Annotated in this window: 12 protein-coding genes and 1 pseudogene; 3 read left to right on the plus strand and 10 right to left on the minus strand. The window is 52.6% G+C overall.

The window, feature by feature from the left end; all coding sequences use genetic code 11:
* Positions 1–235: 235 nt before the first annotated feature.
* From KXU80_RS08545 to glgB, 5 genes are all read right to left on the minus strand, one after another.
* Positions 236–2,215 (minus strand): glycoside hydrolase family 15 protein, encoded by a 1,980-nt coding sequence (locus tag KXU80_RS08545; RefSeq protein WP_219837781.1) that lies wholly within the window; start codon positions 2,213–2,215, stop codon positions 236–238.
* The gene (gene glgA, locus KXU80_RS08550) at positions 2,197–3,660 is read right to left on the minus strand and encodes a glycogen synthase GlgA (RefSeq protein WP_219837782.1); all 1,464 of its coding nucleotides are present in this window, start codon (positions 3,658–3,660) and stop codon (positions 2,197–2,199) included. Before glgA ends, KXU80_RS08545 begins: the two co-directional genes overlap by 19 nt.
* Before the next feature lie 64 nt (positions 3,661–3,724).
* Positions 3,725–4,837, minus strand: a complete 1,113-nt coding sequence (glgD, locus tag KXU80_RS08555) for a glucose-1-phosphate adenylyltransferase subunit GlgD (RefSeq protein WP_219837783.1) — start codon at positions 4,835–4,837, stop codon at positions 3,725–3,727.
* Positions 4,834–6,000, minus strand: coding sequence for a glucose-1-phosphate adenylyltransferase (locus KXU80_RS08560; RefSeq protein WP_219837784.1), 1,167 nt, complete (start codon positions 5,998–6,000; stop codon positions 4,834–4,836). Before KXU80_RS08560 ends, glgD begins: the two co-directional genes overlap by 4 nt.
* A gap of 63 nt (positions 6,001–6,063) precedes the next feature.
* A complete protein-coding gene (gene glgB / locus KXU80_RS08565; protein WP_219837785.1) occupies positions 6,064–8,004 on the minus strand; it encodes a 1,4-alpha-glucan branching protein GlgB in 1,941 nt (646 codons plus the stop codon).
* Between the two features lie 438 nt (positions 8,005–8,442).
* Between glgB and KXU80_RS08570 the strand changes: the two genes are divergently transcribed.
* Entirely contained in the window at positions 8,443–9,609 is a 1,167-nt protein-coding gene (locus tag KXU80_RS08570; RefSeq protein WP_219837786.1) for an iron-containing alcohol dehydrogenase, read from the plus strand.
* A gap of 79 nt (positions 9,610–9,688) precedes the next feature.
* On the opposite strand, the gene KXU80_RS08575 is transcribed toward KXU80_RS08570, so the two are convergent.
* On the minus strand, positions 9,689–10,705 hold the full coding sequence (locus tag KXU80_RS08575; RefSeq protein ID WP_219837787.1) for a DUF2332 domain-containing protein: 1,017 nt from the start codon (positions 10,703–10,705) through the stop codon (positions 9,689–9,691).
* 215 nt (positions 10,706–10,920) lie between these two features.
* Here KXU80_RS08575 and KXU80_RS27950 point away from each other — a divergent pair.
* Together KXU80_RS27950 and KXU80_RS27955 are read left to right on the plus strand one after the other, a co-directional pair.
* Positions 10,921–11,810, plus strand: a pseudogene (locus KXU80_RS27950) (ABC transporter transmembrane domain-containing protein); the annotation flags it as partial.
* A 42-nt stretch (positions 11,811–11,852) separates the two neighbouring features.
* On the plus strand, positions 11,853–12,719 hold the full coding sequence (locus tag KXU80_RS27955) for an ABC transporter ATP-binding protein (RefSeq protein ID WP_258171431.1): 867 nt from the start codon (positions 11,853–11,855) through the stop codon (positions 12,717–12,719).
* 95 nt (positions 12,720–12,814) lie between these two features.
* Here KXU80_RS27955 and KXU80_RS08585 read toward each other — a convergent pair whose 3' ends face one another.
* From KXU80_RS08585 to KXU80_RS08600, 4 genes are all read right to left on the minus strand, one after another.
* Positions 12,815–13,798, minus strand: coding sequence for an ABC transporter ATP-binding protein (locus KXU80_RS08585; protein WP_219837788.1), 984 nt, complete (start codon positions 13,796–13,798; stop codon positions 12,815–12,817).
* Positions 13,799–13,816: 18 nt separating this feature from the next.
* Entirely contained in the window at positions 13,817–14,632 is an 816-nt protein-coding gene (locus tag KXU80_RS08590) for an ABC transporter permease (protein ID WP_219837789.1), read from the minus strand.
* Positions 14,633–14,642: 10 nt separating this feature from the next.
* A complete protein-coding gene (locus tag KXU80_RS08595) occupies positions 14,643–15,455 on the minus strand; it encodes an ABC transporter permease (protein WP_219837790.1) in 813 nt (270 codons plus the stop codon).
* Between the two features lie 152 nt (positions 15,456–15,607).
* Complete coding sequence (locus tag KXU80_RS08600; protein WP_219837791.1) at positions 15,608–16,507, minus strand: helix-turn-helix domain-containing protein; 900 nt, start codon at positions 16,505–16,507, stop codon at positions 15,608–15,610.
* Positions 16,508–16,666: the final 159 nt, after the last annotated feature.

Consider the following 16,666-nt stretch of genomic DNA (forward strand, 5'->3'; position numbering starts at 1 on the left):
GAAGTGGTAATTCCTCATCGCAGGACAGAAGGGATTCGCAGCAATCATCCCTCTCTCTGTGCAGCCTGCCTATGGAAACCGTGTCTCCGGTTATCGCCAAGTATGGATCTGTGTTCCATATTATAAGGAGCTTGCGCGGAAAGATCAAGGGGAATTTGCGGAAAAATCAGAAAAATGAAACAAAGGCAGCGAAAAACAGCAGTTAAAGCATCGCCGCTTCAGCTGCTGTTCTTCGTTATTCGGACACTGCGGGTACTTTCGCAAGCTCCGCGTACTTCGCGGCATAGCGCGTTACGGTCTGCACATACGTCGCATGCGACCAGGTCAGCGGAGCAACGGATAACGGAGTGCCGTCTCCCGGATGCAGCTGCTCCGGCAGCACCCCGCTTGAGAGCGCGTGCTCTACGACCCATTGCAGCGTTTCGCGCGGTTTGGTCAGATCCTTCAGAGTCGCGGCGGAAGCAATTTCGAAATTCGCCACCCATAATGTACATATGATCCAAGGATTGCCCGGCACGTTATCGATATCGCCGGACTGCTGGAAGTAATAATCGTTGGTATACCTGGCAACGCCGCCCACGCCCGTCTTGATCGTCAGGCCGCTCTTGATCGCGTTCATCGTGCGGATAACGCGTTCGTCGTCTACCGGCAGCACGCCGAATTCCCAAATGCCGAACATGCTGCTCTCGAGCGTCATATCCTTCACCCAGCGGTTATCCTTCTGAATGAGACCGCGGGCGAAGCGACCGGATTCCTCATCCCAGAGATGCGTCAGCATACCGTGCTTGATGGATTGCGCCGTGTTGCGGAGATGATCGCTTCGCTCGTAATCCCCGAACAGTTCGGTGAAGAAGGCCGCCGACATCAGACCTCCGTATACGGAAGCAACGGTATAGGTCCAGATGCCATAACGCTCCTCCCACAAGTCATAGCTCGGCTTCGGCAGCGAAAGACTGTGCTCCATATATGTACTGAGGAAGGCCGCGCCTTTGCGTATCAAATTATTGTAGAGCGACTGCGGAAGTTCGATGACTTGATGCCGCGTGTAGTCCTTCCAGAGTGCGAACAGCACGAGCGCCGTCTCGTCCTCTTGGATCGGTAGACGCCTGCTGCCCTGCACGATATACGGATGCCAGCTGGAGCCGACCGTGCCGTCCGGATTGTACTTGTGGAACAAGTAGCCGTCCGGCGACAAGACATTCGCGCAAAACTGGAAGAAAGGCGAGATGACGCTCTGAAAGCCGGCGCCTGACATCGCGTCGGCGATCAAGGCGCCGTCCCGCGGCCACATATAGCTGTAATGATCCCGATTGTACTGCAAAATATCGGTATCGTTCGCAGCAATGATCGCGCCGCGCTCATCCGTCTGCGTCCTTACGATAAGCAGGCTGAGGCGGAACATATTGACGGATTCCGGCGACAGGTCGCCCAAATTCTGCTCGGCACGGTGCAGCCAATGCTTCCAGTATATAACGATTCGGCTCAGCAGCTTCTCCGGATGGCTCTCTTGCACGTATTGGTTCAGTTCCTTGACTTCCTCTAAATTTTTGCCGATCGACATCCAGTAGTAGACCGACTTCTCGCCTTCCGGCGGAACGACCGTCCGGAAGCTGATCGTGCTGTCAACGGAGCCTTGCGCGATGGAATTGCCCATCAATGTCCCGTCTTCCGCATCCCGCCACGTTCCCTCGGCGGATTGGAACCGCTTGATCCCTGTCGTGTACTGCATCATGCCGCCTTCGTCCGAGAACCCGTTGAACATGAAGTACGAGGAACGCTTGTAGTGATAGAGCGTATGATTCTCGGGATAATACGCCGCCGTATCCCCAACCTCGGACCCGTCGATCATCAGGTCATGATGGAAGAATAACCGGAACTCGCGCGGTTCCGCGCCCCTATTGCGAATCACAACCCGCTTGATATAGATGCTTTCACGCTGATGGATGCCGTCATTGATATGCAGCTCGACCGCAAGCCGCTCGTTACGCGCGATCACGTTCGTCACGAGGGAATCTGCAATGTACGAAAGCTCGAACTTCCACTCCGGATCCTCCAGCCAGGAGAATTGACCATCAACCCACAGTCCGAACCGGCAGTATTGTCCGCCGACGTGATTCAACTGCCCGACGAACGGATAGTAAATATCTCGAATATAACAATTTCGGTCCAAATTCATCAGAATTTTGCCGTTGCCGATTACGAGATGACGGGCCATGAGGGAATCTCCTTTCGTTGCGGCACAATGTCATGGTAGAGCGACAAGTACGCCTTTGCCGAGCGCGTCCAGCTGTAGTCTTCTTTCGCGCCGTTGGCAACGATCTTCTGCCATTCGTCCTGATTGCCATAGAATTGAATGGCGCGCTGTACGGTATGCAGCAAATCATGCGCATTGTAATTCGTAAAACTAAAGCCGTTGCCTGTGCCCATAAATTCATTGTATGCCTGCACTGTGTCTTTGAGTCCGCCCGTTTCTCTGACGATCGGAACCGACCGGTAACGCAGGGCCAGCAGCTGGCTCAGCCCGCAAGGCTCGAATTGCGACGGCATCAGGTACATGTCGCTTCCCGCGTAGATCCGGCGCGCCAGCCCGTCATTGAAACCGAACCACGTCGCGACCTGCCCGGGTCGTTTGATTTCCGCGCGGCGGAACATCTGCTCATAATGCCAATCGCCGGAGCCGAGCACCGCGATTTGGACATTTTCCGACAAAATTTGCTCCAGCACGGCCTCGATCAAATCAAATCCCTTCTGACCGACAAGCCGCGACACGATGCCGATGAGCGGCGTTTCTTCCGACTCGGTCAGCCCCAACTCCTGCTGAAGCGCGATTTTGTTCTTCCGCTTGCGCGCAAGTGAGCCGCGGTATGGATGACGCAGCGCCGCATCGTTCATCGGATCGAACAGCTCCGTATCGATGCCGTTGACGATTCCGATGAGATCTCCTGCGCGGTAACGCAGCAAGCCATCCAGCTTCTCGCCGTAATATTCGGTCTGAATTTCCTCCGCATACGTCGGACTAACGGTCGTAAGCTTGTCCGCATATTGAAGGCCGCCCTTCATGCAGTTGCCGGCTCCGTAGAAATCGATGCCCTCCGAGCCGAACAGCTCGTCGCCGGAGCCCATCAAATCCTTGAGCAGCTCCCGTCCAAATACGCCTTGGTATTTGAGATTATGGATCGTATACACCGCAGCCATATCCCGGTAGCCCGGATCATTCCGATAGCGGGTCTTCAGCAGAAACGGAATCAGCCCCGTCTGCCAGTCGTGACAGTGGATGATATCCGGTTTGAAATCAGCATAGAGCAGCGACTCCAGAACGGCATAGCAGAAGAAGACGAACCGTTCCGCATCGTCGTCATAGCCATACAGCCCGCTGCGCTTGAAATAGTACTCATTGTCGATCACGTAATAGATGACGCCATCGATTTCCGCTTTCATTAGACCGCAGTAAAGATCTCTCCAGCCCATCCGAAGCGTGAACGTAGCAATGGTCTCGAACTGTTCTGCCAGTGCAGCTGGTATCGATCCATACTTAGGGAGAATGACACGGACATCTGCTCCTTTGGCAAGGAGCGCCTTCGGAAGCGCCCCCGCCACGTCGGCGAGACCGCCCGTCTTAACGAGCGGCACCGCCTCAGAAGCTGCGAATAAAATGTTCATGGTATGGTTTCACCTCGACTCTTATCTCTCTACCTGGAATGATGATCAATCTATCGCCAACGTCTTAGATAACCTTCCGCTTCATCGCAAGGAAGGGCGACACTTCTGCGCCGCGCAGCTCACGGCCGCGCTCTATCGTAACATCTTTATCCAATATCACATGGTCTACCGAACTATTTTCCCCGATCAAGCCGTTCTGCATAACGATGCTGTTGCGCACGACTGCTCCTTTGCGGACATGGACGCCTCGGAACAATATGCTGTTGATGACCGTCCCTTCGATGATGCAGCCGTTTGCGATCAACGAATTGCTCGTCTTCGCCCCTTCCGCATAACGGGCGGGCGGTTCATCCTTGACTTTCGTGAAGATCGGTCCCGGCTCGAAGAACAGGCTTCTCCAAACATCCGGCTTGAGCAGCTGCATGCTGTTCTGATAATAGCTGTTCAGCGTATTGACGACGCCGAGGTAGCCTTCGAACATATAGCTCTGAATGTGCAGCTTGTCGACGCGGGACATGATGGCATGGCGGACAAGATGATCCTGCCCTTGCGCGAGCGACGTATCGACAAGCTCAAGCAGCAAATCCTTGCGCATCAAGTACATTTCCATGGAAATCAGGTCGCTTTGTATTCGGCCAAAATGATCCTGCATCTCCGTGACGCGGCCTCGTGCATCGACCTTCACCTTCCGGGCTCTGCCCCCGAAGAGCTCTGCCTGCTCCTTGCAGATGACCGTAATATCAGCGCCGCTCGCTTTGTGCGAGGCGAGTACACCTTCGAAATCGATATTGCAGATCATATGGCTGCGCGTAACCAGCACATATTCCTGCGCACTGCGGGAGAAATAATCCCGATGCTGGTAGAAGTGATAGAGATCGCCGCGGCGCACTTCATTCACGTCATCCGTCACCGGAGGCATGATGAACAGACCGCTCTGGCGGTGGTTTAAATCCCAATGCTTGCCGGAGCCCAGATGATCCATCAAAGAGCGGTACTTGGTCTGCGCGAATACGCCGACTTTGCCGATTCCCGAGTTCACCATGCTGGACAGCGTAAAATCGATGAGTCGAAAACGGGCACCAAACGGCACCGTGGCCAGGCATCGGCTTGCGGTCAAGGTCTCCATTTCGTCTGCTTCGTGGATGAGATTAATGACGCCTAGAATACTGGAGTTCATGACTGCTCTACCTCCTGCAGCGATTGATTGACGGATACGAGTTCATCGCTCCCGATGACGGTAACGGTCTCGCTGTTTAGACTGCCGATCGTGACGCCTTCCTTGATGATGGCGCCTTCTCCGATAATGGCTTTATAGATACGAGCCCCTTTGCCGATTTTGACGTTCGGCATAATGACGGACTCGTGCACTTCGCTGTCCACACCTGATTGCACGCCGTGAAAGAGCACCGATCGATGGACGAGTCCTTCAATCATGCAGCCCTCCGTAATGAGGGAATCTGCAATATCCGCGGTTGCCGCCGAATAGTGCGCGGGGCGATTCGGGTTAACGGAGAATATCCGCCAATTCCGGTCGTTGAGATCCAGCGCCGGCTTCTGGGAGAGCAGATCCATGTTTGCTTCCCATAGGCTTTCGAGCGTGCCGACATCCTTCCAATACCCATTGAACGTGTACGACTGCAGCTTGATTCCGTCCTGCAGCATTGCCGGAATGATATCTTTGCCGAAATCGTTGCCGGAGAGCCGGTTCGCCTCATCCCGGATGAGGTACTGCTGCAGCACCGGCCAAGAGAAAATATATACACCCATGGACGCCATGTTGCTTGTCGGCACCTTCGGCTTCTCTTCGAATGAGGTGATTGTACCCGCTTCGTCCACATGCATGATACCGAACCGGCTGGCTTCCTTCCAATCCACTTCGATGCACGCAATCGTTACGTCCGCGCCATTCTCTTCATGCTCTTTCAGCATGAGCTCATAATCCATCTTGTAAATATGATCGCCCGAAATAATGAGCACATAGTCTGGTTCATACCGGTCTATGAAACCCATGTTTTGGTAAATGGCATTCGCTGTGCCTTTGTACCACATGCCGCCTTTCTGTTTCACATAAGGAGGAAGAATCGCCATGCCGCCGTCGCGCCGGTCAAGTCCCCAAGGACTGCCGATACCCAGATAAGTGTTCAGGACAAGCGGCTGATACTGCGTCAGCACGCCGATCGTGTCGATGCCCGAATGAGCGCAGTTACTTAAAGTAAAATCGATAATACGGTACTTCCCGCCGAAATGGACAGCCGGTTTCGCTACATCCTTCGTTAATACACCCAGACGTTTCCCTTCTCCTCCGGCAAGAAGCATGGCCATCATTCGTTTTCTGCCCATGGACACACTCTCCTTCTCTACTGCAACGGCTTGCTGCAGCACAAAGTTATGATTCCTCGTCAATCAGTGCAACACGTCAAATCGATTGCTGCGGCTCTGTTCCCCTTCTTCAAAAACGAGCAATTGGAAAGAAAGCGGCGGAAGATCCAGCGTCAAGCTGCACGGTCTTCCATGCCATGGTGTTTTATTGCTATATAGAACTTTCTGCGTGTGCGCCAACGCACCGCCGAAAGCTGCCGCCTCACTGTGGATAACCGTTCTGTACTGCCCGGTCTCGGGCACCCCGATTCGATAATCGGAATAATGGTGATAGGAGAAATTGCAAATGACGATGGAATAATCGCTGTGTCCATGACCTCTTCGCATGAAAACGATAACGCTTTGGGCTGCATTGTGCACGTCGATCCATTCGAAACCGCCGGGATCGCAATCCCGTTCCCAGAGCGACGACTGCTCGCCGTAAACATGATTGAGCGATTTGACGTATTGATGCATGCTGCCGTGCATCGGATAGTCAATGAGCTGCCAATCCAGCACATCGCCATCCTTCCATTCGGCGAATTGACCCCACTCCCCGCCCATGAAGAGCAGTTTCTTGCCGGGATGGGTCATCCAATAGCCGTAGAATAAGCGCAGCTGCGCGAATTTCTGTTCGTAGGTGCCTGACATTTTGTTAAGGAGGGAGAGCTTGCCGTGCACAACTTCATCATGTGAGAGCGGCAAAACGAAATTTTCGGAGAATGCGTAGATGAGAGAGAACGTGATGAGATTGTGATGGTGCATTCGGTCATTGGGATCCAGCGCCATGTAACGAAGCATGTCGTTCATCCAGCCCATGTTCCATTTGAAATTGAAGCCAAGACCGCCCATGTAAGTAGGAGAAGTAACCGCCGGCCATGCCGAGGAATCCTCTGCAATCATAAGCGCATCCGGGTAATAGTGGAACACCGTTTCGTTGAGTCGTTTTAAGAAGCGAATGGCGTCGGTATTTTCCGTGCCGCCGAAGGAATTGAACGTGAATAATTCAGGGGGTTTATCAAAATGAAGATCGATCATGCTGGCGACCGCGTCGACGCGCAGTCCATCGATATGAAAGACGTCCATCCAGTAGATGGCGTTTGAAATGAGAAAGCTTTGCACTTCCGTACAGCTGAAGTCGAAAGCGAGCGTTCCCCAATTCGGCTTCTCGGCCCGTTTCAAGTCCTTCCCCTCGTAAATCGGGGAACCGTCGAACAGCCGGAGCCCGTGATCATCCTTGCAAAAGTGACCCGGCACCCAGTCCAGAATGACGCCGATTCCGTGTTGATGACAGCGGTCGATGAGCTGCATCAGCTGCTTGGGCGTGCCGTATCTGCTCGTAGGCGCGTAATATCCCGTCACCTGATAGCCCCAGGATTGATCCAGAGGATGTTCCGTAATGGGAAGCAGCTCGATATGGGTATACCCCATCTCGACGACATAGTCGACGAGTGCGCCCGCCATCTCTTCGTACGTCCAGAAGAGTTCCTTGCCTCTGTTGCGCCAGGATCCCAGATGAACCTCGTACGTAAGCATACCCTCATGATAAGGGCTGTCTTCTAGCTTACGCTGCAACCAGTCCCTGTCATGCCAGTTATAATTGAATACTTCGGATACAATGGATGCCGTGTTCGGACGAAGCTCGGATTGAAATGCGTACGGATCGGATTTAAGCAGCCGCTTGCCGTCTGAAGTAAGTATTTCATATTTGTACACCGTGCCTGGGCCAAGATTCGGTACAAACAAGCTCCATGCGCCTGTCTCGCCGATCAGCTCCATGCGGTGCTGCCTGCCGTCCCAGCCGTTGAATTCGCCGACGACGCAGACTTGACTGGCATTCGGCGCCCAGACCGTAAATCGAACGCCGGCTTCGTCGCCCAGCCGGATGGGATGCGCACCAAATGTGCGGTAACTATGAAATAAATTGCCTTTGTTAAACAGATACAAATCGCGCATAGAGATCCCGATTGCAGCCGCATTCGCCATAGCGTGGCATGCACCTCCCGAGTGTAGCTTCTTGTTAAGGTGTTGTTATGAATACTGACGCAGGCGCGATTTTTACTTCATTATACACTCCTGTATGCATGTTGGCATCCTATTTTCAGAAAATTTTGATTGCTGTTGAAGCAGGAATCTACAAATCTAGTTATTCAATTTGGTTTTGTTCATCGCTTCAAGGGCATGCGCCATAGCCCGATACGATTACGCTGCTTGACCAATTTCGCAGACAGCAATTCGCCGCGCTGCAACGATTGCCACCTCTATATCGTTCAATACGAACGTTTCATTCACGAATCATGATACAAAATGGTAAATGAAGCGTCAATCAAATATTCGCGAGGCCCCGCCATGCCGTTTTCTTGACTCTAACAATCGATTATCGATAAAATAATAAGCGGCAATAGAAAATTTTGGAGGTGCGGGATGGAAGCTTTTTCTTATTATAACCCTACAAATCTTGTATTTGGCAAGGGGACCGTTAGCAGATTGGGCACGCTTACCCAAGCTTACGGGAAGACGATTTTACTTGTATATGGGTCAGGCAGCATAAAAAGAACCGGCTTATATGACGAAGTGATCAGCCAGCTTCAATCCATAGACGCGACAATTGTCGAATTGGCGGGAATCGAACCGAACCCCCGCCTCACTTCCGTTCGACGCGGGATTGAGCTTTGCAGAAGTGAACATGTCGAGTTCATTCTTGCCGTTGGGGGCGGAAGCGTGCTGGACGCCGCCAAAGCCATCGCGGCAGGCGCGCGTTACGACGGAGACGTCTGGGATTTCATGGTGCAGAAAGCAACGATTCAGGATGCACTGCCGATGGGCTCCATCCTGACGTTATCCGCAACCGGTTCCGAAATGAATGGCAATGCGGTCATCTCGGATTGGGAGACCAAACAGAAACGCGCCTTCGGCAGCAAGCATACCTTTCCGCGATTCTCCATTCTAGACCCTGCCCTGACGTTCTCGGTACCGCGCGATCAGACGGTGAACGGCATCGTTGACATCATGTCGCATGTCTTCGAGCAGTACTTCACGCTGACGACGAATGCACCGCTGCAAGAACGTCTCTGCGAATCCATCCTGCTCACGGTCATTGAGAATGCCGAGAAGGCGCTTGAGTATCCGCATGATTTTGAAGCCCGCTCCAACCTGATGCTGTGCGGAACGCTTGCCCTGAACGGCGGACTCATCAGCGTCGGAACCTTGGACGACTGGGCTTCTCACGGCATCGAGCATGAAATCAGCGCGATCTATGATATTCCGCACGGCGCAGGTCTCTCCATTGTGTTTCCTAACTGGATGAAATACGTTTACCGCGAGCGGCTGGACCGGTTCACCCAGTATGCTGAACGCGTCTGGGGCATAGAACGCGGCTCTAAGTCCGACGAGGAGCTGGCGCTTGCTGGCATATCGGCTACACGCGCCTTCTTCACCCGTATCGGCGCGCCAGCAACCTTGTCCTTCTATGACATCGGCGAAGAGAACTTGGATGTCATGGCGAGATCAGCCGTATTGTTTGGTCCGATCGGAAACTTCAAGAAGCTGAATCAACAGGACGTAAGAGAAATCTTGACGCTGTCGCTATAAGCAGCTGCACAAAAAGGTCTTCGCCGCGCCGCTTGGCGCCGTGAAGACCTTTTTTTATTCCATGCGCAATCGCGGCGAATTATAGAAGCCATGAGAACCAGCGTCCGTGGCCATCGGTTTCGGCTAATGTCAATTCATGCTCGGTACCGAATGCGTAGGAATCCAGATGAAGGAGGCGATCCTGCATATTGTTGTACAGATGATAAACTTCCCTGCTTCGTCCAATCTCCCGGAGATGACGCGTCAACATCAGCTTTGCTTCTTGAGAGAATTGATTGGCAGCATGCGTATGGAAGATGCATAGCGTCTGATCGACCGGTATTGCCCTCGCTATTTCGACAAGCGTCTCTATACCGTCCCCTTCATGAAGCGACAAACGATGTCGCAGCAGCTCAGATACCGCCTTGTCGAAATTCGCTGCCCGTTCTCGGTGCTCCGGCCATATGAGCGCCTTCAGCCATACGTAATCTTCCGTACAATTCATATCGTTCACATGCAAATCGATCCCAATTCTAGCCGCCACCGGCGGACTGTGTTCAAGCAGCATCGGATTCCCCGACCGGATGAACGATGAAAGCTGAAGCTCAGACAACTTGTTTCCGTAAATGCGGCCATCCTTCTCATAGGAATAGCCGTATTGGTCCCAGAGCAACTGCAGGCCTGCACTTGTGCCGATTTCAACCAATACCAGCGGCTTGGGGGACTGCCGGTACACGAGGCAAAATGCTGGATACAGGTATGCACAGCGCCTGACCTCGTTTGTCTGAACGAGCTTGGTTCTCAGCAGATGTATGAGCTCTTGCTCGTGCGACAAACAGAAGGAGCGAAAGGCAGCAAACGCCGTCTCAAGGCTCTGGGGATCGTCTACCAAGCTTGCATAATAGGATCGAAGCGGATGCGCATTTCCCTTCATCAGCAAATAATGCACCGCACCGAGAAATAAATTCGGTACAGGCTGGCCGCTTCCGGCATTTGCGGCAATCGTAAGCAGCTGCTCATCCTCGGCAATACGCAATGAAAGCTGCTCATACAAGGATGAAGAATCGCGACATTCTAATGAAGCAAACCGTTTGAAAGACGCCGCCAGCGCATGCATGTGTCACACCTCCCCCTATTTCATATCTAGTAGTATAGCTCCAACCCCAGATAAAAAGAATTTCACAATTTCTATAATTCATATAAATATTACTTATCGCAGGAAGAAGCTCACTGGATTTATGTGAACACGCGTTTACAAAGCTTCTGATATCGCTTAAGATAGCGATTGACTATTAAAATGCTTTTGCTGACTAAAGGATGGGATTAGCCGCCATGGAGAGTGCAGAGAGAAGTAAGGCTTCCGCTTACAACTATGAACAGACGTTTCAAGACGCAGCTTCGCTGGAACAGAAAAGCGCCGTCAGGTTTCTCGTTGCGCTTTATCGGGGGAATTTTCTGAATTTGTTTTTATCCTTGTTGTTTTTCTTAATCAAGAGCCTGCCCGTGTACGTACTGCCGGTCGTCACGGCCAATATCATCAACATCGTCAGTCACCCATCCGCGCACGCCATGCGCAGTCTGTGGATTAATTTCGCTGTTATCGCCGTTATTATTTTGCAGAATATCCCCACGCACACGTGGTATGTCTCCTATATGAGCCGCGCGATCAGACATGTTGAAGCCGGCATCCGAAGTGCACTCGTCCGCAAGCTGCAGCAGCTGTCGATCACCTACCATCGCGATCTTCAGGCAGGACGCCTCCAATCGAAGGTACTCCGCGACGTCGAGGCGGTCGAGCAGATGTCGAAACAGGTTATGCTCACGCTGCTCCCCGCTTGCATCAATATCGTCATCGCCATTGTAATTACGGTCGTGCACAGCTGGTCGGTATCGCTTTTCTTCATCCTCACGATTCCCGCCGCCATTCTTCGGTTCGCGTCTTCAAACAGAAAATCAGCTCCACGAACAGCGAATTCCGCAAGGAAATCGAGAAAATGTCGTCCAAAATGTCTGAGATGGTGGAAATGATTCCGGTCACGCGTGCCCATGGACTTGAGAATGTAGAGATCGAACGAATCGATCATTCACTCCGCAAGCTTCAGGGCAAAGGGCAGCGGCTCGATATCGTCGAAGCGTATTTCGGCGCCTCCAATTGGGTTGCGTTTCAGCTCTTTCAAGTGCTTTGCTTGATGTTTACAGCTTACTTGGCGTACAGCGGCCAAATTCAAGTCGGCAATATCGTTATGTATCAGGGCTTCTTCGGCATGATTCTCGGCTCCGTCTCTTCACTCATTACAACGTATCCCAATTTGGCCAAAGGATTCGAGTCCATCCATTCCATTACAGAAATTTTGAACTCGCAGGAAATCGAACAAAATCACGGCAAGCTTAAGCTTACCGATACGAACGGCCATATTACATTTGAGAACGTCCAGCTCGTCTATCCCGGCTCCGAGCATCACGTGCTAGAAGAAGTGACTTTAACGGTTCAAGCCGGCGAATGCGTCGCGTTCGTCGGGGAATCCGGCGCAGGTAAATCGACGATCTTGAATTTGGTTACGGGATTCCTCCAGCCGACGGGCGGCAAAATGACCATCGACGGCGTCAATTATGACGCGATCGATTTGAGGGAATATCGCAAGTTTCTATCTGTCGTGCCGCAAACAAACATTTTGTTCTCGGGAACGATTCGCGACAATATCGTCTACGGCCTGCCGAATATTACGGATGACCAGATTCGCAAAGCGATCGAAATGGCCAACCTTGCGGAGCTTATCGACCGTTTGCCGCTAGGCATAAACACCAAGGTCGGCGAGCACGGCGGCAAGCTCTCGGGCGGCCAGCGTCAACGGATTGCGATTGCCCGCGCGCTCATTCGAAATCCCAAAATCATCATCCTCGATGAAGCGACCTCCGCCCTCGACAACGCGTCGGAATATCATGTGCAGAAAGCCATGCAGGAGCTGATCAAGGGCCGTACTACCTTCATCGTCGCCCATCGGCTGTCTACGATCCGCGATGCCGACCGCATCGTCGTCATGAAACAGGGCCGGATTGCGGAAATCGGCACGTTCGACGAGCTGATTGCACGCAAAGGCGAGTTCTACAACCTGAAGCAGCTGCAAGTATAACGCAAAGAGGTCTCCAGCAAGCGCTGATCCGCGCCTTGGAGACCTCTTTGTTTGCGGTGGAAGCGGCGCAGCCCGGCTAATGCTTCGATGCCGAATTACGAAGTCACCTTGTACACTTCTCGGATTGCATCTTCAATGCTCGGTTCCTTCACGCTTAAATCCCTGATCGGCAGTTTACGCGACAGATCCGCGATGAGCTCCGCTGCCGAGATACGGCTTTTCTCGAATTGATACCATACCGTCAGCCCTTCCCGCTGCACAATCTCGGCGGCTTCATGACCAACATCCTCTTGGTGCTCATGCAATTCTACGACTAGCCGTCTGCGGGGGGTTAACTTATTAACCAGCACATCCATCGGCCCATCCTCGACCACCTTGCCGTTATTGACGATAACGAGCCGGCTGCAGAGCTGCTCTACGTCGTCAAGATCATGCGTCGTCAAGATAATGGTCGTACCTTTCGTTCGGTTCATCTCCTTGATGAACTTTCGAATGGCATGCTTGGCGTCCGCATCGAGGCCGATCGTCGGCTCGTCTAGGAACAGCACCGAGGGACTATGGAGCATCGCTGCCGCAAGATCGCCTCTCATTCGCTGACCCAGCGACAGCTGCCGAACGGGCGTATCGATAAATTCGTGAAGTTTCAGCACTTCCGACAATTCCTTCATGTTGGCCTCGAATTGTGCCTGTTCGATTTGATAGATCCGCCGAAGCAGCTCGAATGATTCGCCGAGCCGCAGATCCCAGTACAACTGCGTCCGCTGGCCGAAGACGACACCAAGCTGGCGCACGACCGCCTTGCGATCTGATTGCGGCGAAATACCGTTAATGCGGATCGAGCCGCGGGTCGGATGCAGAATGCCGGTCAGCATTTTGATTGTCGTACTCTTGCCGGCACCGTTCGGGCCGATATAGCCGACGATTTCTCCTTGTCCGATCTCGAAGCTGATGCCGTCCACGCCGCGAACCGTTCGCTTGTCCGGAAACAGCAGTCCCTTCAGCGCTCCGCGCAGGCCGGTTTCTTTCTTCACCACTTTAAACTCCTTGACGACGTCCTTCACTTCGATGACAGCGCTCATCGCAATCCTCCCAGCGGCTTATGAGCCCGCGCTTTCATAGTTTTTGAGACCGAGCTTGAACAATTGCTGCGATAGTACAAAACATACGATTCCGATTACCGGCGTCCATAACGCAAGATCGAACGGAATATGAAATCCGCTTGTTTTACCTGTAAACTCAACGGCTGGATAGAAGCTGATAAAGCCGATCGGAATCAGAAACGTAAACAACACTTGGATCGCATACGGATAAATCGTGAGCGGATACATCGCTCCGCGTTCCAGCATGGAGAGCGCGAAGCCCACTAAGGATGCGCTGCGTTTGGTCCAGAAAGCGATGGTGCCAAGGCAGATGAACAACGACGCGCGAATCAGCACGCCGCCAATCACAACGAGGATAAGCTTGCAGATGTTGACCAGCGACCATTCGAAGCCAATCTGACTGCAGCCGTACAAGAATATAATCGTGCCCGGGATCAAATCAATCAGCCCGATAAAATTAAAATAGCTGGAGATGAGCTGAAAGAACACGTTGAGCGGTCTGAGCAGCAGCCGGTCAAACCCGCCGTTGATGACCATATTATCCATATGCCAGGTGTTGATGAAGAAGACGACGAGCAGCCCGTGGCTGAGCAGGGACAGTCCAAAAATAAACGTTAATTCGGGAAACTCCCACCCGCCGAGCGTATGGAACCGGCTTAAAATCATCTGCAGTACCCATATGCCCGAGAAATATTGGATCGGAATCATCACCAGCCAGCTGACCAAAAAGAGCGGATACTCCAGCTGGCGCTGAATCGTAAGCCGCATAAAACAAGCCGCGACCGATCCGTAATGCTTGAATGCAGCTGCCATAGTCGAATCATCATCCTCCTTGTATGAGTGTTTTCTTCTTGGTCAGCTTCCAGAAGCGCGCTGCGGCGAGCAGCAATACGGCGATCCATGCCAGTTGAATCAGCATGGATTCCGCAGCCGCTGCCGCATTTGTCTGCCCGATATAGATGCTGATCGGCGTCTGATACGTATACTTAAAAGGCAAGTAATTCGATATCGTCTGCACCTTGCCCGGGAAGAACCAGAGCGGCACCAAGCTTCCGGACAAAATACGCACGATCGCGTTCTTCACGATGCCGATATTGCCAAGCTCCATGACCCAGAAAGCAATCAAACCGACCAATGCGCTCAGCAGCCACAAGATCGCATAGCTCAAAATACAGCTCGGTATGAATAAGAGGAAAGCTTCGGCCGACGCAGGCCATGGAACCCCGAAGAACAATGAGGCAAACACGAACAAAGGCAGTACTTGATTTAAGAAAGCGCTTAACATACTGCCCAAATCATCTGCAAGGTAGCTGGCGAGCAGCGGGACGGGACGATAGAAATCGGTTACAATTTGTCCCTCTCGAATACGGTAAAAAATCGTATCCTGCACGTCGCAGATGAACATGCTCCCCATTAACACCGAAATGATCGTATAGACGATCAACTCATGCAGCGCAGCCGAATCGGGCTGCACGATTCCGTTGCCGTATGCGGCTTTCCACAAATATACGACAGCAATCATCATAATCAGGTTCGTTCCGACGGACGCGAACACTTCGAATCGATACGTTAAATTCGTAAGTAAACGCATCTTCGTCATATACCAATACGCATGCAGCACACGCTCACCCGCCAATACCGCCTAATTTTTGTAAATCCATTCAAGTATATGAGGATTTGATAGAATTGGCAATAGATTTAGGCGCATGCAAGCTTTGAACAAAAAAGCCGTCCCCCGGTCATCTCGTATGACCGATGGGACAGCCCTAATCTGCTTCCTAATCGTGGTTACTCGATATCGTCGTCGTTATCGGAAACAACCGGCCTCGACAGCGCACTGCCGGTGAAGCGCTTACGATAAGACAGCGGCGTGATGCCGACATGCTCGGCGAAGGAGCGCGAGAAATGCGGGGTCTGCTTAAAGCCGGTCTCGTCCGCGATCCGCGAAATCGGCCAGTTCGTCTTCATCAGCATCAGCTTCGCCTGGTCCATCCGGTACGACAGCAAATACTGCTGCGGCGTGCAGTCGAACACTTCGCCCATACATCTGGCAATATAGTTGGGGTGCAGTCCCATGACCTCGCCCAGCTTGCCGTTCGTGACGGTCGTGCGGAAGTTCATTTTTAAATACGCAGCCGCCTCTTCAGCTACGGCGATCGGAGCTTTGGCCGCATCGCTTCGCCAGCCTTCGTCGAAGAGCTGAAGGAGATGGAGAAACCACTGCTGCCGCTGCCAGAACGCCGCATGGGAGGTGCCGATTGCCGCATCATGCAGCTTGCCGAATAAGGAAATGGCTTCTTCCGGATACGAGAACGTCATCGTGCGCGGAAGTCGGATCGCATAAGAATAATAATCGCCTCGAAGCGTGCCGCAGTTGGCGCTGCCGAGCTCTTCCCATGGACCGGCCGTCTGGAAATGAACCCAGTCGAATACCGTCTCTTCCGTGCAGGGCTTGGTTGGGTAATGCCATCGATCCGGCCTCAAGATTAACATCTGTCCCGGCCCGACTTCCCATGTGCTGGATTCTTCGCCTACGTACAAGGTGCCGCTGTGAACAAACAAGAGATCAAACACGCCAATATTCCGGCGATTCGGATGCTCGCCGCCTTTCGGATACGTTCCGCGGTTGGATTCGATAAAATAAGGCAGCGGCGGCGACAGAAAGGTAAGAAGCGGTTCGGACGACAAGAATAAAGCCTCCCTGTATAGGATTACGTCCGTTTATTTTATCAGACATATCCGGCGCGAGGAATACTCAAAACCAAAAAAGAGCAACTTCCGTAAAATTTCCGGCGCGGCCTTGGAACGGCATTTCGAACCGGTACGAAAGCCTCATTATGGCGAGCG

It is taken from the genome of Paenibacillus sp. R14(2021) (assembly GCF_019431355.1).
Taxonomy (GTDB): domain Bacteria; phylum Bacillota; class Bacilli; order Paenibacillales; family Paenibacillaceae; genus Paenibacillus_Z.